The sequence below is a fragment of the Streptomyces sp. NPDC037288 genome (assembly GCF_055603265.1).
The window spans coordinates 15004-32235 of record NZ_JBVJVY010000043.1 but is presented as its reverse complement, the minus strand read 5'-3'; the positions used below and the strand labels follow the sequence as shown (position 1 = coordinate 32235).

Sequence of the window (17232 nt, the reverse complement as noted above, 5' to 3'; positions counted from 1 at the left end):
CCTCGTTCCCCTCCATCCTGCACCGTCTGGTCCTCGCGATGCCACGCTCCAGCGGGACATCAGGGACATCTCCGGGTCACCTCCTACTGGAGTGCCGGTCCGGTGCCGTACTCCCCCGGGACCCGGGCACGGCCGCCCTCCCGTCCCGATTGGGTCACCCGCGCCCGGCCTGGAAGACTGGTCGGCATGAGCGACTCCTCCCCCGCACGCGCCGACGCCCTCGTTCTCGACGTCTGGTGCGAACTGCAGTGCCCCGACTGCCGTACCGCCCTGGACGACGTCCGCGCCCTGCGCGCCCGCTACGGCGACCGGCTGGAGCTGCGGCTGCGGCACTTCCCGCTGGAGAAGCACAAGCACGCCTTCGCCGCCGCGCAGGCCGCCGAGGAAGCGCTGGAGCAGGGCAAGGGCTGGCCGTACGTGGAGGCCGTGCTGGAGCGGGTCGAGGAGCTGGACCGTCAGGGAGAACCCTTCCTGGTCGGGGTGGCTCGTGAACTCGGGCTGGACGCCGAGGAGTTCGACACCGCGCTGATCGACGGCCGGCACATCCTGATCGTGGACGCCGACCAGGCCGAGGGCAAGGCGATCGGTGTGACCGGCACCCCGACGTACGTCATCGGCGGCGAACGCCTCGACGGCGGCAAGAGCCAGGAGGGACTGCGCGAGCGCATCGAGGAGATCGCCGACCGGCTGCTGGGCGGCCAGGAGGCCTGAGCCCCTGGCCCGTCCCTCACAGCAGGGGCTTGGAGAGGGAGCGTTCCGTGGTCTCGTAACCGAGCGACTCGTACAGCCGCTCGGCCGGGGAGTTGCCCGCGAACACGTTGAGGCCGAGGACCGGCCGGCCGGCCTCGATCGCCTGGCGCTCGGCGAGCAGCATGAGCGTGCGGCCGTGACCCTGGCCGCGGTGGGCCGGGTCGGTCGCGACGTCGAACACGAACGCCCTGCCGTCCTGCAGGGCCACCCACAGGGTGCCCACCCGGGACCCTGCGTGCTCCAGGACGGTGAAGAGCATGCCGTCGGTCGTGAGCCCGTGCGGCAGCAGTCGTTCGTGGTCGCGGCGGGCCTTGGCGTGGGCCGCGGCCTCGGGGAGACCGCGCTCGATCCACATGCGCGCGTACTGCTCGCCCTCGTACTGCCGCCAGGCGTCGAAATCGGCCTGGGTCATGGGTCGCGCACTGCTGCCGGGTGGCAGCTCGGGCGGGGTGGTGCGGAGGCGTTTCTCCATGCCGCGGTTGCGCAGGGTGTAGCCCAGGGCGCCGAAGAGCCGCAGGGCGATGTCCGCGGAGGCGGGGACGCGGGTCTCGATCCGGGTGCAGCCCCAGCCGCGCGCCACCTCCTCGGCGGCGAGCGCGGCCACCGTGCCCCGGCCGCGCCGCCGGTCGGGCTCGGCGATCCACAGATCGATGACGCGGGCCACCGAGTCGCCGAGGGACGGCGAGGTGCCGAGGTGGATCTCGCCGGCCGGGCGGCTGTTCACGCACACCTGGTAGCGGCGGGAACGGGTGCCGTCGGCGTTGCGCTGGAGCGGCTCGACCGGCCGCAGGGTCGTGGTCATCACAGGTGTTCTACCCCCAGCCGACCACCAAGTCAGCCCGTTTTCCGGGCGCAGGACCGCCGGTGCGCGTCCGGGCCAGGCCCCACAGCACCGTCCCGGCTCAGGGGTCCAGGTCCTGCCCGGACCGCTCGCCGAAGATCTGCGTCGCCTTCGCGGTCACCGGGCCCGGGGCGCCGGGCAGCTCGCGGTCGTCGACCCGGTGCACGGCCTGGACGTCCCGCAGGGTCGAGGTGAGGAAGACCTCGTCCGCGCGCTCCAGCACGTCCAGCGGCAGGTCGGTCTCCTTGGCGCCGGTCCACTCGACGGTCAGCGCACGGGTGATGCCCGGGAGGCAGCCGGAGGCGACCGGCGGGGTGTGGATCTCGCCGTCCAGGACGACGAAGACGTTCGACCCGGTGCCCTCGCAGAGCTGTCCGACCGTGTTGCCGAACAGCGCTTCCGAGGCACCGCGTGCGTGGGCGCGGGCGAGGGCGACGACGTTCTCGGCGTACGAGGTGGTCTTCAGGCCGGTCAGCGCACCGCGCTCGTTGCGGGTCCACGGGACGGTGATCACGGCGGTCGTGTCCGGGCGGCGGGTGGTCTCGCCGAGGGCGACCAGGAGGGTCGGGCCCTGCTCGCCGCGGTCGGAGCCGAGCGGGCCGTGGCCGCCGGTGTAGGTGATCCGCAGCCGGCCGAGCGGCATCGGGTTCGCCTCCAGGACGGCCGCGCAGGCCTCCCGGACCTCGTCGCGGTCGGGCTCGGGCAGGCCGAGGCCCCGGGCCGAGCGGCTCAGCCGGTCCAGGTGCCGGGTGAGCGCGAAGGGCCTGCCGTGGACGGCCTTCACCGTCTCGAAGACGCCGTCGCCGACGGTCAGCCCGTGGTCGAAGGCGGAGACGCGGGCGGACTCGGGGTCGCGCAGCGCGCCGTCCAGCCAGATCCTCATGAGTGCACCCCTCCACTTGCCGCGTACGCTCCCGACGCTACCGCGAGCAGCCGGGACGCCTTCAGCTCGGTCTCCCGCCACTCCCCCTCGGGGTCGGATCCCCAGGTGATGCCGGCGCCGGTGCCGAAGCGCAGCACCGCCGTACCGCCGTCGGGCCGGTCGATCCAGAAGGTGCGGATGCCCACGGCCAGCTCGCCGGTGCCGCGGTCGGCGTCGACCCAGCCGATGCCCCCGCAGTACGGCCCGCGCGGGGCGGGCTCCAGGGCCTCGATGATCCGCAGGGCGCTCGATTTCGGCGCGCCGGTCACCGATCCGGGCGGGAAGGCCGCGGCGAGGACGTCCGGCCAGCCGGCCGTGTCCCGCAGCTCGCCGCGGACGGTGGAGACCAGGTGGACCAGGCCGGGGTGCTTCTCGACGGCGCACAGGTCCGGGACGGACACGCTCCCGGTCGTACAGACACGCCCGAGGTCGTTGCGGACCAGATCCACGATCATCACGTTCTCGGCGTAGTCCTTCTCCAGGAGGTCCGCCTCCGTGCGTCCGGTGCCCTTGATGGGCCCCGACTCCACGACGCGGCCGTCCCTGCGCAGGAACAGCTCGGGTGAGGCCGTGGCGATCTCCACGCCGTGTTCCGGCAGCCGAATCGTTCCTGCGTACGGCGCCGGGTTGCCGCGGGCCAGCAGGGCGGTCAGGGCGTCCACATCGGCGTCCGGGGCGACCGGCGCGCTGAGCACCCGGCAGAGGTTGGTCTGGTAGACCTCGCCGGCCGCGATGTGCTCGCGGATCCGGCGGACGGCCGCCGTGTACGCGGCCCGGTCCAGGGAGGAGGTCCAGTCCCCCACGGCGGGGCCCCGCCAGTCGCCCGGCACCGGCACGGGCACGGGCGCCTCGCGTACGTCCGCGAAGCGGGCGCAGGTCAGACGGCCCTCGAAGTCCGCGCAGACGACCCAGAAGCCCGCGGAGTCCAGGGCGGCGGGGTCGCTGGTGACGTCGAGGAGGCCGGTGGCGAGGCGGTCGCCGAAGCGGGCCAGGGCGGGCAGCCGGGAAGCGTGGTGGAGCACGTGGTCGAGTCTAGGGCGGGTGTCCGACAGGTGGCCTGGGGATGACCCCCAGGGGGCCTGACCACGTCGTCCGCCGGAGGCACCGCAGCACGCTGCGCAAACGCGTTTTTGTACTGGCCCGGGAATCCGCTAGAGTTCAACACGTCGCCGGGACGCGGAAGCGGACCGAAACGACAAGCGGACGTAGCTCAGTTGGTAGAGCGCAACCTTGCCAAGGTTGAGGTCGCGAGTTCGAGCCTCGTCGTCCGCTCGAAGGAAGAAGGGGTCGTCCCGATCCCCTACACTCCTGGTGGAGTGGCCGAGAGGCGAGGCAACGGCCTGCAAAGCCGTCTACACGGGTTCAAATCCCGTCTCCACCTCCAAGGACGATTAGCTCAGCGGGAGAGCGCTTCCCTGACACGGAAGAGGTCACTGGTTCAATCCCAGTATCGTCCACTGGATCTTCTCGCAGGATCCACGGGGCTTCTCGAAGACCCCCACCCGCGCGATTAGCTCAGCGGGAGAGCGCTTCCCTGACACGGAAGAGGTCACTGGTTCAATCCCAGTATCGCGCACTGTCTGTGACCTCCGGGTCACGGCCCGCGGACGATTAGCTCAGCGGGAGAGCGCTTCCCTGACACGGAAGAGGTCACTGGTTCAATCCCAGTATCGTCCACACCGCAAGAAGCCCCCGGCCGTCTCGTACGGCCGGGGGCTTCTTCGTGCTCCAGGCGGCTCAGCTGGAGAAGAGCATGTGGGCCCAGCTCTTGTGGCCGTGGTGGCCATGGTGGCCGTACTGCCCGTGGCCGCCGTGATGACCGCCGTGGTGACCGCCCTGCGGGGCGCCCCAGGCGGGCGCGGGCGGGGCCGGGTAGGCCTGCGGGGCCGGCGGGGCGGGCTTGGACCACTGGGACTCCAGCTGGGTCAGTGCCTCCAGCTCGCCGTAGTCCAGGAAGATGCCCCGGCAGCCGCTGCACTGCTCGATCTGGACGCCGCTGCGGTTGTAGGTGTTCATCGGGGCGTGGCACTTCGGACAGTGCATGGTCGGCTCAACTCCTCGCCGGTCGGTCCTGCTTCGTGGTTCCCCAGGACAGACTCCGTCCAGCCCCGGTCGGTTGCAGCCTAGCCCGTGTCTGTGTTCGTGTCTGTGTCCGTGTCCATGGATGCCAACTGGTGCGGAATCGGGGCCATTCGGGCACATGCGTCGACGAGTGCCTGTTCCACCTCGTCCAGTGGACGGCCGGCCGTGAGCGCCTTGGCGAGGGCGAGGGCGGCCGTCTGCACGGTCAGCGCGCGGGCCGGGACGTCGAGGGCGGGCCAGGGGTCGCCGGCCGAGGGTACGGCGGGGCCGCCTGAGCGCTGGTACGCGCCGAGGAAGCGGGTCCATGCGTCGGGCGGGAGGAGCCCGCAGGCGTACCAGGCGGCCGGGCGGGCGAGGTCCCAGGCGGCGACGCCGGCCCCCAGGTCGTCGACGTCGATCAGCCGCCAGGGGCCGTCGGGGGCCGGGTGGCGGACGAGCTGGCCGAGGTGCAGGTCGCCGTGGCAGAGGGCGGGGGTGCCGGGCATGGGGGCCTCGGCACGGGCCCAGGCGGGGAGGGCGGCCCAGGCGGCGAGGACGGGGCCGGCTGCTGGGTGGAGCTCGGCGGGGGGCTTGGCATGGGGTTCGGCAGAGGGTTCGGAATGGGGCTGAGAATGGGCCTCGGTACGGGGTTCGGCCTGGTGCCGGGGCTCGGCCTGGTGCCGGGGCTCGGCGGTGGATTCGGCGTGCAGGGCCGTAAGGAGCCGGGCGACGGCGCGGGCCGCTTTGGCGGGGCCGCGCATCGGGGGCAGGCCGTCGGGCGGGGTGGTCCGGTGCAGGCGGGCGAGGAGGGTGCCGGTGGCCTCCCAGGGGGCCGCGTCCGGGTCGTCGGGGTCCACGGGGGCGCCGTACGGCCAGAACGTCACCAGGCGGTTCTGCAGGGGGGTGGGGGCCGGGGTGAGCGGGGACAGGAGGACGTCCGGGAGGCGGGCGGCCACGGCCAGGCGGACGGTCAGCTCGGCGGGGTCCGTACCGGGGGCGTGGGCCTTCGCGACGGTGTCGGCGTGCCGTACGACGGTGGCGTCGGTGCGGTCGGCGAGGGGGGCGGTTGGTTCGGCGCAGGTGCAGGGGGCTCCGCCGGGGGACGGGTGGGCGGCGGCTCTGGCCTGTTCGGTGAGAGCGGGGAGGAGGGTCAACGGGGGCCTCGGTGGTCGGGGTGTCCGGGTGAGCGTACGTGGATGTGCGGGGCGGTGTTCTCTGGATGCGTGGGGGTGGGGCGCGGGTGCCGGGGGTTGGCTCTGGGCGGGGTTTCCTGGCGCCGGTGCCGGTGCGGGCCGGGGGTGGGCGTCGGTTGCCCGCGCCGGCGGGGTGCCGCTGCGCCCACCCGTGCCGCCCCAAGCGGCACGACTGCCCGCAGCTGCGGCGGCATGAGGGCCGCCGCCGGGTGGGCGGCGGTCCCGGGCACGACCGCCCGCGGCTCCGCAGACATGACGACCGCCGCCAGGTGGGCAGCGGCCCCCGGCCCGACCGCCCGCGGCTCCGCAGACCTGACGACCGCCGCCAGGTGGGCAGCGGCCCCCGGCACGACCGCCCGCAGCCGCGGCGGTACAAGGGCCGATGACGAGTGGGCGCCAGGCCCGCGGCACGACCGCCGGCAGCGGGGGCAGACACGTGGGTCGCAGCCGGGTGGGTGGCAGTCTCGCGATGTCGGTGGCCGTAGCTGCGGCAGACACCTGAGCCACCGCAGGCGAGCGACGACGTCGACGAGCGGCGACTGCAGCCGCGGCAGACACCTGGGCCACCGCAGTAAGCGGCACTCTCGTGTGCGGTGGCGGCTCGCAGGTGTGCGCGTTGGGGTTCTGCCGGGTGGGCGGCGGACTGTGGTCCGGGGTGGGAGAAAGCAATGCCGGCGCAGCTCCCCAGCTGCGCCGGCATTCTGCCGTCCGCCGCACCCCCGTCCCCACGGGGTTTCCCGGATGGATGTCCCCGCCCGGACCGCTCTTCCGGGCCTGGGGTCGCCGCTCAGCGCCCCAGCATCGCACCCACGGACGACGCCTGTGTGGCCACCGTCTCCCAGCCGTCGAAGACGAGCAGGAGCAGGGCCGCCAGGGGAAGGGCCATGAGCGTCGCCACCAAGGGGTGACGGCGGCCCGTCCGGCGTGGTGCGAACGCCGGGCGTCGCGGTGCCGTATGAGCCATGGTCCCTCTCCTGACCGTGTCTTCTGTGGTCGGCAGCGGCGGGTGTCTGACCTCGGGGGACGAGTGCTGCACCCGCCGCTTGACCTCAAATCTAGGCGCGGGGCGGGCACCGGGCGTCATGCCCTCGTACCGATTGCCGGGCCTCCCGGAGGATGAGCTATGACCTGGGACGTACTCCCCTGGGTGGAGACGCGGGTCCGGGTCTAGGGGTCTTCCCGGAGGGGGTGCCCGCTGTGTCCGGTCATTCCGGAAGCGTCCAGCAGGCCGGAAGGAGTGACTTCGATCACTCCGGAGGTGTGGTGGCGGTGGGCTGTGTGCGGGTCGCGCTCCGCGCCGTGGCCTGGCCCCGCTCCGCCGGCGGGTGTCCGCCCGGTGGGGACATGAACCGACACCACCTGCCCCCTCGTCCTCTCAACGCCCTTGCCTCGAAGATCGGTTGGCGGAACGGTCGACTCAATGTCCCCGTGTCCGCGGACCTCCTGACCGCACATCACCTCGTACCGGCGACCGGCACAATCCGTCGGCCCCGGAGGGCGCGGCCTCTGCGCGCAGGCGGCCGTGGAAACGTAAGCTGTGCCACGTCACAGGGACCGGGCAGCGGGGATGAACATGGCGATGATGCGCCTGAGGCGCGAGGACCCGCGCGTCGTCGGCTCGTTCAGGCTTCACCGACGGCTCGGCGCGGGCGGGATGGGCGTGGTCTACCTCGGCTCCGACAAGAAGGGGCAGCGGGTCGCCCTGAAGGTGATCCGGCCCGACCTCGCCGAGGACCAGGAATTCCGGTCGCGGTTCGCCCGTGAGGTCTCGGCGGCCCGGCGGATCAGGGGCGGCTGCACGGCCCGGCTGGTCGCCGCGGACCTGGAGGCGGAGCGGCCCTGGTTCGCCACGCAGTACGTGCCCGGACCCTCCCTGCACGACAAGGTCGCCGACGAGGGCCCGCTTCTCGCGGCCGACGCCGCGGCGATCGGCGCGGCGCTGTCCGAGGGGCTGGTCGCCGTGCACGAGGCCGGTGTCGTCCACCGGGACCTCAAGCCCTCCAACATCCTGCTGTCCCCGAAGGGGCCGCGGATCATCGACTTCGGCATCGCCTGGGCCACCGGCGCCTCCACGCTCACGCACGTCGGTACGGCGGTCGGCTCCCCCGGCTTCCTCGCGCCCGAGCAGGTGCGCGGAGCGGCCGTCACGCCGGCGACGGACGTCTTCTCCCTGGGCGCGACCCTCGCCTACGCCTCGACCGGGGACTCGCCCTTCGGGCAGGGCAGTTCCGAGGTGATGCTGTACCGGGTGGTGCACGAGGAACCGCACCTGCTCGGCGTACCGGACGCGCTCGCCCCGCTGGTCCGGGCCTGCCTGGCGAAGGACCCCGAGGAGCGGCCCAGCACGCTGCAGCTGTCCCTGCGGCTCAAGGAGATCGCCGCGCGCGAGGCGCAGGGCCTGTCCGACGTACGGCCTCCCGCGCCGCGCAGCGCGGATGCGGACCGGCCCACCGGGCGGCTCGTCGACACCTACCCCGAACAGCAGCGCACCCAGCGGCGCACGTCTCCCGGCACGCCGGTGCCGCGCGGCGGCGCCCCCTCCCGGGGCGGGGTACCGGCGTCCCGGAGTGGCAGCGGCACGCGCGGCGGCGGTGCGGGTGCCCCCGCGCGGCCGGGCTCGGCGCGCTCGACCCCGCCGCCGCGCGGCGGCGGCCGGCGCTCGGGCGGCGGGAGCCGTCCCGCTCCGCGCAACGGTTCCGGGCGGCCTGCGCAGCGTACGGCGGGAGGCGGACGGCGGCCGGCCAATCCCCGGCTGCTGCGCCAGCGGCTGTTCGTGTTCGTGGTGGTGACGCTGCTCGTCGCGCTCGGGATCGCGGTGGCACAGGGCTGCCAGGGTCCGGCACGCGGGCTCGGCGACGACAGCCGGCAGCAGCGGCACGCACAGCCGGACTACCGGCCGGCGGACGCCGACCGGCCTATGTCCGACCAGCATCAGCCGACCCTGAGCCGCGACTTCGGCAACTGACGAGGCCTTCGGGAAGCAGCTCCCGCTTCGGCAACAGCCGGGGTCTCGGGGGCTGGTCCATCGGGGGATGGCGGCACCCCGCGTCGACTTGGACTTCGAGGGGGGCGGTGACCCGCGTCGCGGCTGTGGCTCCAAGGGCACACCCAACCCTCCGGCACACACCCGACCCTCCGGGAGGGGAGGCACGCGTCGCTGCGGCCAGCGAGCGGCGCGCCGAGGCGCGGCCCGCCTCCTGAGGGAGAGCCGGGCGGCGGGTCAGGGGCGGGGGCGGCCGGTGGCTACCGCGTAGAAGGCGACCGCCGCGGCCGCGCCCACGTTGAGTGAGTCGACGCCGTGGGACATCGGGATGCGGACCCATTCGTCGGCGGCGACCAGCGCCTGCGTGGACAGTCCGTCCCCCTCGGCGCCGAGCATCAGAGCCACCCGGTCCATCGTGTGCGGGGCGGCCTCGTCGAGGGAGCGCGCCTTGTCGTCCGGGGTGAGCGCGAGCAGGCTGAAGCCGGCCTCACGGACCGACTCCAGGCCCTTCGGCCAGGTCTCCAGACGGGCGTACGGCACCGAGAACACCGCGCCCATGGACACCTTGACGCTGCGCCGGTACAGCGGGTCGGCGCAGTCGGGCGACAGCAGGACCGCGTCCATGCCGAGCGCGGCAGCCGAGCGGAAGATCGCACCGATGTTGGTGTGGTCGTTGACCGACTCCATGACCACGACCCGGCGGGCCGAGCGGAGCAGCTCGGCGGCCGTCGGCAGCGGTTTGCGCTGCATGGAGGCGAGCGCGCCGCGGTGCACGTGGTAGCCGGTGACCTGCTCGGCGAGTTCGGGAGTAACGGCGTAGACCGGGGCGGGGAGTTCGTCGATGACGTCGCGCATCACGTCGATCCACTTGGCCGAGAGCAGCATGGAGCGCATCTCGTAGCCCGCTTCCTTGGCTCTGCGGATGACCTTCTCGCCCTCGGCGATGAACAGACCCTCGGCCGGCTCGCGCTTGCGGCGCAACTCGACATCGGTCAGGCCTGTGTAGTCGCGCAGGCGCGGGTCCTCGGGATCCTCAACGGTGATGAGATCGGCCACAGAGTGATACTGCCTTGTCCTGGGTGCGGTGCCAACGGCTCGGAACGGGTTGTGTTACCCCGGGTTACGCATGATCGAGGGCGGGTGATCAAGCGGCGGGCTGCGGGCCGACCCGCACGACCTCGCCGATGACGATGACCGCCGGCGGCTTCACGTCCTCGGCGCGTACCGTCTCGGCGACCGTGGCGAGCGTGGCGTCGACGCGTCGCTGCGCGGCCGTCGTACCCTCCTGGACCAGCGCGACGGGGGTCTGCGGCGACCTGCCGTGCGCGACGAGCGTCTCGGCGATCTTCCCGATCTTGTCGACGCCCATGAGGATCACCAGGGTGCCGGTCAGCTTGGCGAGGGACGGCCAGTCGACCAGGGAGCGCTCGTCGTCGGGGGCCACGTGCCCGCTGACGACGGTGAACTCGTGGGCGACCCCGCGGTGGGTGACCGGGATGCCGGCCGCGCCCGGCACCGAGATCGAGCTGGAGATGCCGGGCACCACCGTGCAGGGGATGCCCGCCTCGGCGAGGGCCTGCAGTTCCTCCATGCCGCGGCCGAAGACGTACGGGTCGCCGCCCTTGAGCCGGACGACCGACTTGCCCTGCTTTGCGTGCTCGATGAGCGCGTTGTTGATGGCCTCCTGGGCCATGAACCGGCCGTACGGGATCTTCGCCGCGTCGATCACCTCGACGTGCGGCGGGAGTTCGGCGAGCAGGTCGCGCGGGCCGAGCCGGTCGGCGATGACGACGTCCGCCTCCGCGAGCAGCCGGCGCCCGCGGACCGTGATCAGATCCGGGTCGCCGGGGCCGCCGCCGACCAGGGCGACGCCGGGGGTGCGGCTGCGGTGGTGGGGCGCCACCAGGGTGCCGTCGCGCAGTCCCTCGACGACCGCGTCGCGGATGGCGGCGGTGTGGCGGGGGTCCCGGCCGCGCGCGTCCGTGGTGAGGACGGCGACGGTGACGCCCTCGCTGTGGCCGGTCGCGGGGGTCCAGGCGGTCGCCTGGTCGGCGTCGTCGGAGCGGACGCACCAGACACGGTGGCGCTCCGCTTCGGCGGAGGCCTGCGCGTTGGCCTCGGGGTCGCTGGTGGCGATGAGGGCGTACCAGGCGTTCGCGAGGTCGCCGTCCGTGTAGGGGCGCCGTTCCCAGGTGATCTCTCCCGCGTCCGCCATTGCCTCGACGGAGGGGGTCGCCTCGGGGGACACGACGACGATGTCCGCGCCGGCCGCGATGAGTGCCGGGAGGCGGCGCTGGACCACCGTGCCGGCGCCGAGGACGACCACGCGGCGGCCGGAGAGGCGGAGGCCTACGGGGTAGGCGGGGTGTTCGGCCATGAGGGGCGACTCCTCGTGCAGCTGTGCGGTGGGGGCGCGCTGCACCTTCGGAGCGGCCCTGACGTGCGATTTTAGCTAGGTGCAGGGCAGAGGGCACCGGGTGGTCCGGCAAGTGAACACCGGACCACCCGTGCCGTGACGCCTACTTCTCGGTGACACCCGCCGAATCGAAGGTCGCCACCTCGTGCATCGCCCGCGCCGTGCTCTGGACCAGCGGCAGGGCCAGGAGCGCGCCGGTGCCCTCGCCCAGGCGGAGGTCGAGGTCGACCAGGGGGCGCAGGCCCAGCTTGTTGAGGGCGGCGACGTGGCCGGGCTCGGCGCTGCGGTGGCCCGCGATGCAGGCCGCCAGCACCTCGGGGGCGATCGCGCGGGCGACCAGGGCCGCGGCGCCGGCGCTGACGCCGTCCAGGATCACCGGCGTACGCAGCGAGGCGCCGCCGAGCAGCAGGCCGACCATGGCCGCGTGCTCGAAGCCGCCGATCGCGGCCAGGACGCCGACGGGGTCGGCCGGGTCCGGCTGGTGGAGGTCCAGGGCGCGACGGACGACCTCGGTCTTGCGGGCCAGGGTCTCGTCGTTGATGCCCGTGCCGCGGCCGGTGACCTCCGCCGGGTCGGCACCCGTGAAGACGGAGATCAGCGCGGCGGACGCCGTGGTGTTGGCGATGCCCATCTCGCCGGTGAGCAGTGCCTTGTTGCCGGCCGCCACCAGGTCGCGGGCGGTCTCGATGCCGACCTCGATGGCCTGCTTGGCCTCCTCGCGGGACATCGCGAGGCCGGTCGTCATGTCGGACGTGCCGCCGCGGATCTTGCGGGGCAGCAGGCCCGGGGTGGCCGGGAGGTCGGCGGCGACGCCGACGTCCACGACGCACACCTCCGCGCCGACCTGGCTGGCGAAGGCGTTGCAGACCGCTCCCCCGCCGAGGAAGTTGGCCACCATCTGGGCGGTGACCTCCTGCGGCCAGGGGGTGACGCCCTGGGCGTGCACGCCGTGGTCGCCGGCGAAGATGGCGACGGCCGCGGGCTCCGGGATCGGCGGCGGGCACTGCCGGGACAGCCCGGACAGCTGCGCGGAGATGATCTCCAGCATGCCGAGCGCGCCGGCCGGCTTGGTCATGCGCTTCTGGCGCTCCCATGCCTCACCGAGCGCCTTGGCGTCGAGCGGGCGGATCTGTGCGACGGTCTCGGCAAGCAGGTCGTGGGGTTCCTCTCCGGGCAGGGCGCGGCGGCCGTACGTCTCCTCGTGCACCACCCAGGACAGGGGGCGTCGCTTGGACCAGCCGGCCTGCATCAGCTCCGGCTCGTCCGGGAACTCGTCGACGTACCCGACACACAGGTAGGCGACGACCTCCAGGTGCTCGGGCAGGCCGAGCGCGCGGACCATCTCCCGCTCGTCGAAGAAGCTGACCCAGCCGACGCCGAGGCCTTCGGCGCGGGCGGCGAGCCAGAGGTTCTCCACCGCGAGCGCCGAGGAGTAGGGCGCCATCTGCGGCTGGGTGTGACGGCCGAGGGTGTGCCGGCCGCCGCGGGTGGGGTCGGCGGTGACGACGATGTTGACCGGGGTGTCGAGGATGGCCTCGATCTTCAGTTCCTTGAACTGCTTGGCCCGGCCCTTGGGCAGCGACTTGGCGTAGGCCTCGCGCTGCCGCATCGCCAGTTCGTGCATCGTCCGACGGGTCTCGGCGGAGCGGATGACGACGAAGTCCCAGGGCTGCGAGTGGCCCACGGAGGGCGCCGTGTGGGCGGCCTCCAGGACGCGCAGCAGCACCTCGTGCGGGATGGGGTCGCTGCGGAAGCCGTTGCGGATGTCGCGGCGCTCGCGCATGACCTTCAGGACGGCCTCACGCTCGGCGTCGGCGTAGCCGGGCGCGGCGGGGCCGGTGGACTGTCGTGCTTCGGCCATGGCGGCCGTCTCTTCTTCCTGGTCGTCGGGTGTGGTCTGCAGGTCTTCCGCGCGTTGTACGACACCGGGGGCCTGCTCCCCGTCCGACGCCGCCGGTACCGGGGCCGGCTCGCCGTCGCGCGGCGCCGGCACCATGACCACCGGCTCCTGCGTGTCCTCCGTGGGCAGGACCAGGGGCTGCGGCGGGGTCGGCGCCAGGTGCGGGGTGGTGGGCACCTGTCCCTCGACCGGCACGAACTGCCCGAGCGGCTGCTCCGGGCGCGGCTCCTGCGCAGCGCCGGACGACAGTGGCTCGGCCTGGTCGGTCCGGTCGGCGGGGGCGGCCTGCCCGGGCGTGTGCGGGTGCGCGGCGGAACCGTCGGCGGGGTCGGCCGGCGTCGGCTCGCCGTCGGCGGTGGCCGGGGCTGGGCCGGACTCGGCGGGCTGGATCTGCGGGCCGGCGGGTGCGCCCGGGCCGGTGGCGGGGGCCACCGCGTCGGCGACCTGGTGGACGGCGTCCTGGGCGGCCGTCACGGGCTGGGCCGGCGGCTCGACGGCGTCCTCGGCGTGCGGCACGACGGCGGCCGGGGCCTGCGGGGCGCCGGGCAGGACCTCGACCGCGGGGGCCGCGGTCGCCGCGGGGTCGGCCAGCTGGGGGCCCTGAGCCGGGTAGGGCTGCGGCTCGGGTTCGGCGGCGCCGTCAGCGGCGGCCCGGGCCGGTACGGCGGCCTGGGCCGGGGCAGCAGCGACGGCCTGGGGTTCCGTCGCCTGCGGCGCGGGGGCCGGGGTGCCGGGCTCGGGTACGGCCACCGGCGCGGGGGCCGGTACGGCTCCGGCGGCGGGCGCGGGCTGGGCAGCGGCGGGCGGTGCCTGCACCACGCCGGGCTGCGGCTCCACGGCGACGGGGGTGTTCGGGCCGGCCTGCGCGGGGGCCGCGGCCTCGCCCTGGGCCGCGACGGCCTCCAAGGCGGCCTGCGCCGCATCCGGCGCCTCCGGTGCGGGGGCGGTGCTCACGCTCTCGACGGCACCGCCGGCGGCCGTGACAGCCTGCGCGGCATCGGCGGCGACCGGCGCGTCCTGCGCCTGCGGCACACCCACGCCCTCGCCGGGCTGAGCGGCTCCAGACGGCTGAGCAGCTTCGGACAGCTGTGGGTTCTGACCCTGCTGATCGGCCCCGGACGGCCGTACGCCCTCAAACTGCTGGGCGCCGTCGCCCGGCTGACCGGCTGCGGACGGCTGAGCGCCCCCACCTGGCTGACCGTATGCGGACGGCTGAGCGACCTCACCCGGCTGCGGACCCTCGGACGACTGACCGGATACGGACGGCTGTACAACCCCGCCCGGCTGAGCGGCTCCGGACGGGTGAGTGCTCCCACCCGGCTGTACGGCCCCGCCCACCTGAGCATCCTCCGGCAGCTGAGCGGCCCCGGACACCTCGGTGGCGGAGTCGGCCTGCGCGTCCTCCGGTGCCTGTCCCGGCGCCGCCTGGGCCTCCGGCTCCTGGCCCACGACGGCACCCTGCTCGCCCGGATGCGTCGGCGCCTCCTGCCCGGGGGCGGCGTGAGCAGTGGCCGCGTCCGCCTCCTCGGCGACGGCCGGCCTGGGCCCGGTCACGGCCGGCCCGGCATCCGGCACCGGCACCTGCACCGCGGGCACGCCGTCACCGCTGTCGGCCGGAACACCGCTGTCCACGGCGGCCGTGCCGTCGACGGGCTGTGCGGCCGGTGCGTCCGGACCGCCCTGGCTCCCTTCGGCAGGGACCTGGTGGGCACCTTCCGGCCCCGGATCCTGCTCCGCGGCGAACGGCTCGACGCTCTCCGGAGCCGCTCCGGCAGGCACCCCGGCAGCCGTGGGAGCCGCGGACACGCCGTCGTGACCGTGCACGGGCTGGACGCCGTCGTGGCCGTGCACCACCTGCGCGGTACCGGGTGCCTGCACGACCGCCTGGTTCGCGAGGCGGGCGACGGCGGCCTGGGCGGCGGCGGACGGTTCGGCCTGGGCGGCGGCGTCCGCGGGGACGGCGGCCGGATCGACGGTTTCGGCAGCCGGTGCCCGCGTGCCGGCCTGGGCCGCGGCGGGGGCGGCGGGCGCCGCGCCCCACGGGGCCGCGCTCTGCGGGGCCATGTCGTGCAGCGGCTGTGCGTCGAGGTACTCGGGACCGGCCTGAGGCGGACCGGGCTGCCGCACCGGCGCGCCGGCCGGTCCGCGGTCGGCCAGGGAGCGCACCGGGCTGGCGGAGGCGTCGGGGATCGGCGGACCGAGGTGCAGCGGACGGCGCGGCGGCTGCGCCGCGGACTGCGGGTCCTGCGGAGCCGAGAGGAGGGGCGACGGCGGCACGGAGACCGGGGCCGGGTCGGGCAGGCGGACGCCGCTGAGGTCGACGGAGCCGCTGTCCCGGCCGGCCGTCTCGTGCGGGCCCGGCTCGTGGACGGCCTCGAGGACCGGTTCCGGAGCGGGTGGCGGCACCTCGTTGCCCCACGCGCCCTGGGCACCCGGCAGCAGAAGGTCTTCGTCCTCGGCGGGCGCCTCGGAGAGGTAGGCGTACGCACCGTGCGCGGCGACGCCCGGCTGCTCCACCATGCCTGCGCTCTCCGGCTGCCCCTCGGCCGGGACCTGGCCGGTGTCGGTCATGCGTACCCCTCGCCCATCGGTTAGTGCTTCTACGACCAGCTCACCCGGAACGGCGCACCGACCGCCCGTAGTGAAGAACGAGCGTCCGTGCCCAGCGGCACGAACGACCCGCCGGAAAAGGCGACAAAGCCATTCAGTGGCATTGTCCCGGCCGTTCCGCCGTCGCGACAGCATGATCCGCGACAGTCCGCTGTGGACTGCGCCACGTTGCGCGTCCTCCGGTTCCGCAGTACCACACCCACCCCAAAACGGGCGTGCTTTCCGGACATTGGCGAACGAAGTTCCGGGCCGCCCGGTGTGGCACAACGATCGGCCAGCCTACCGCGCGCGGTACGACAACCGGATCACGGGGCGCGATCCGGGAGAATGCCGCTGAGCAGGAACGCAACGCTCCGCTCGGTCTCCGTCCAGGCCCGGGTGTCGAGTTCGACGGACTGCAGCAGGGCGCACTCGACGCGGTATCCGTGCTCGGTCAGGTCACGGCCGACGAGTTCGGCCGCGTCGCGGGTCGCCGCGTGGGTGACGATGCGCTGCGGGCGCCGGTCCGCGACCGCGGAGACGATGGCCGCTCCCCCGCCGCCCACCCGCACGACGTCCGGCTCGGGAAGGTTCTCCAGGACGTGCGGGGCGGTGCCCTGGACCACCTGGAGCTGTACGCCGAACCGCCGCGCGGCCGCCTCGGTCCGGGCGCAGGCCCGCGGATCCCGGTCGACGGCGATGACGGCCGCCCCGGCGCGCGCGGCCTCGGCGGCGAAAGCACCGGAGCCGCAGCCGATGTCCCACACGAGGTCGCCGGCGCGGGGGCCGAGGCGGGCGAGTTGGGCGGCGCGCAGCAGCTCCGTCTCGCCCTCGCCGAGGCGGCCCCCGGGTCCGTCGCCGTAGGTCTCGTCGGGCTGCACCCAGCCGCGCGGTCCGGTGCCCGGGTCGCGCCCGGCGATCCAGCCGCCGCCCTCCGCCGCGCCGGCCGGGCCGCCGATGACGATGACGACGTTGGGGTCGCGCCAGGTGTGGTCGGGGGCGTTGTCGGAGGTGACGACGCTGACCTGCTCGCGTTCGGTGCCCAGTTCCTCGCAGATGACGAAGGTCCGGTGCACGCCCTCCAGCAGGAGCCCGAGTTCGGCCGGTCCCGCGCCCGGTGAGGTGAGGACGGCGACCTTGGTGTGGGCGCGGCACACGTTCACGGCCCGGCGCAGGGTGCGCGGGTGGGCGACGACCACCTGGGCGTCGTCCCAGGGCATGCCGGCACGGGCGAAGGCGGCGGCCACGGAGGAGACGGCGGGGACGACCTCGACCTCCAGGCCGAACTCCGGTGCGCGCAGGGTGCGTACGACGCCGAAGAAGCCGGGGTCGCCGTCGGCGAGCACGACCGCGGTGCCGCGGTGGGCGGCGATCCGGCGGGCGGCGAGCGCGACGCTGCCCAGGCGGACGCGTTCGGCGGCGGGCGGGACCTCGGGCAGCGCCAGGTGGTGGGCCGCGCCCGCCACGAGCGTGGCGGCGCCGAGCGCGGCGCGTGCCGCGTCGGTCAGCGGCGAGCCGTCCCAGCCGATCACCGTGACCCGGTCGGCCATCGTCGTCTCTCTCCAGGTCTTCGCAGG

Annotated in this window: 11 protein-coding genes and 5 tRNA genes; 7 read left to right on the top strand and 9 right to left on the bottom strand. The window is 74.5% G+C overall.

What is annotated here, in order from left to right; all coding sequences use genetic code 11:
* The first annotated feature begins 186 nt into the window (after window positions 1–186).
* Window positions 187–711, top strand: a complete 525-nt coding sequence (locus ACZ7GZ_RS34220; RefSeq protein ID WP_471030277.1) for a DsbA family protein — start codon at window positions 187–189, stop codon at window positions 709–711.
* Between the two features lie 16 nt (window positions 712–727).
* Here the strand turns inward: ACZ7GZ_RS34220 and ACZ7GZ_RS34215 are convergent, their stop codons facing one another.
* From ACZ7GZ_RS34215 to ACZ7GZ_RS34205, 3 genes are all read right to left on the bottom strand, one after another.
* Window positions 728–1552 (bottom strand): GNAT family N-acetyltransferase, encoded by an 825-nt coding sequence (locus tag ACZ7GZ_RS34215; RefSeq protein WP_471030275.1) that lies wholly within the window; start codon window positions 1550–1552, stop codon window positions 728–730.
* Between the two features lie 100 nt (window positions 1553–1652).
* Window positions 1653–2474, bottom strand: coding sequence for an aminotransferase class IV (locus ACZ7GZ_RS34210; RefSeq protein ID WP_471030273.1), 822 nt, complete (start codon window positions 2472–2474; stop codon window positions 1653–1655).
* Window positions 2471–3535, bottom strand: a complete 1065-nt coding sequence (locus ACZ7GZ_RS34205) for a chorismate-binding protein (protein WP_471030271.1) — start codon at window positions 3533–3535, stop codon at window positions 2471–2473. Before ACZ7GZ_RS34205 ends, ACZ7GZ_RS34210 begins: the two co-directional genes overlap by 4 nt.
* 177 nt (window positions 3536–3712) lie before the next feature.
* Between ACZ7GZ_RS34205 and ACZ7GZ_RS34200 the strand changes: the two genes are divergently transcribed.
* From ACZ7GZ_RS34200 to ACZ7GZ_RS34180, 5 genes are all read left to right on the top strand, one after another.
* Window positions 3713–3785 (top strand) — tRNA-Gly (locus ACZ7GZ_RS34200).
* A 38-nt stretch (window positions 3786–3823) separates the two neighbouring features.
* Window positions 3824–3897: transfer RNA gene (locus ACZ7GZ_RS34195), tRNA-Cys, on the top strand.
* 1 nt (window position 3898) lies between these two features.
* Window positions 3899–3970 (top strand) — tRNA-Val (locus ACZ7GZ_RS34190).
* Between the two features lie 47 nt (window positions 3971–4017).
* Window positions 4018–4089 (top strand) — tRNA-Val (locus ACZ7GZ_RS34185).
* 29 nt (window positions 4090–4118) lie between these two features.
* Window positions 4119–4190, top strand: a tRNA-Val gene (locus tag ACZ7GZ_RS34180).
* A 60-nt stretch (window positions 4191–4250) separates the two neighbouring features.
* Here ACZ7GZ_RS34180 and ACZ7GZ_RS34175 read toward each other — a convergent pair.
* Together ACZ7GZ_RS34175 and ACZ7GZ_RS34170 are read right to left on the bottom strand one after the other, a co-directional pair.
* Window positions 4251–4556 (bottom strand): TFIIB-type zinc ribbon-containing protein, encoded by a 306-nt coding sequence (locus tag ACZ7GZ_RS34175; RefSeq protein ID WP_471030270.1) that lies wholly within the window; start codon window positions 4554–4556, stop codon window positions 4251–4253.
* Window positions 4557–4636: 80 nt separating this feature from the next.
* Window positions 4637–5728 (bottom strand): phosphotransferase, encoded by a 1092-nt coding sequence (locus tag ACZ7GZ_RS34170; protein ID WP_471030268.1) that lies wholly within the window; start codon window positions 5726–5728, stop codon window positions 4637–4639.
* A gap of 1606 nt (window positions 5729–7334) precedes the next feature.
* Here ACZ7GZ_RS34170 and ACZ7GZ_RS34165 point away from each other — a divergent pair.
* Entirely contained in the window at window positions 7335–8732 is a 1398-nt protein-coding gene (locus ACZ7GZ_RS34165) for a serine/threonine-protein kinase (RefSeq protein WP_471030266.1), read from the top strand.
* A gap of 255 nt (window positions 8733–8987) precedes the next feature.
* Here the strand turns inward: ACZ7GZ_RS34165 and ACZ7GZ_RS34160 are convergent, their stop codons facing one another.
* The 4 genes from ACZ7GZ_RS34160 to cbiE form a co-directional block, all read right to left on the bottom strand.
* Window positions 8988–9806 carry a TrmH family RNA methyltransferase gene (locus ACZ7GZ_RS34160; RefSeq protein ID WP_471030264.1) on the bottom strand — a complete coding sequence of 273 codons (819 nt, stop codon included), beginning with the start codon at window positions 9804–9806 and terminating at the stop codon, window positions 8988–8990.
* 88 nt (window positions 9807–9894) lie between these two features.
* Entirely contained in the window at window positions 9895–11127 is a 1233-nt protein-coding gene (cobA, locus tag ACZ7GZ_RS34155) for a uroporphyrinogen-III C-methyltransferase (protein WP_471030261.1), read from the bottom strand.
* Between the two features lie 142 nt (window positions 11128–11269).
* Window positions 11270–15637, bottom strand: a complete 4368-nt coding sequence (cobT, locus tag ACZ7GZ_RS34150) for a nicotinate-nucleotide--dimethylbenzimidazole phosphoribosyltransferase (RefSeq protein ID WP_471030258.1) — start codon at window positions 15635–15637, stop codon at window positions 11270–11272.
* Window positions 15638–15981: 344 nt separating this feature from the next.
* A complete protein-coding gene (gene cbiE, locus ACZ7GZ_RS34145; protein ID WP_471030256.1) occupies window positions 15982–17205 on the bottom strand; it encodes a precorrin-6y C5,15-methyltransferase (decarboxylating) subunit CbiE in 1224 nt (407 codons plus the stop codon).
* Between the last annotated feature and the right edge of the window lie 27 nt (window positions 17206–17232).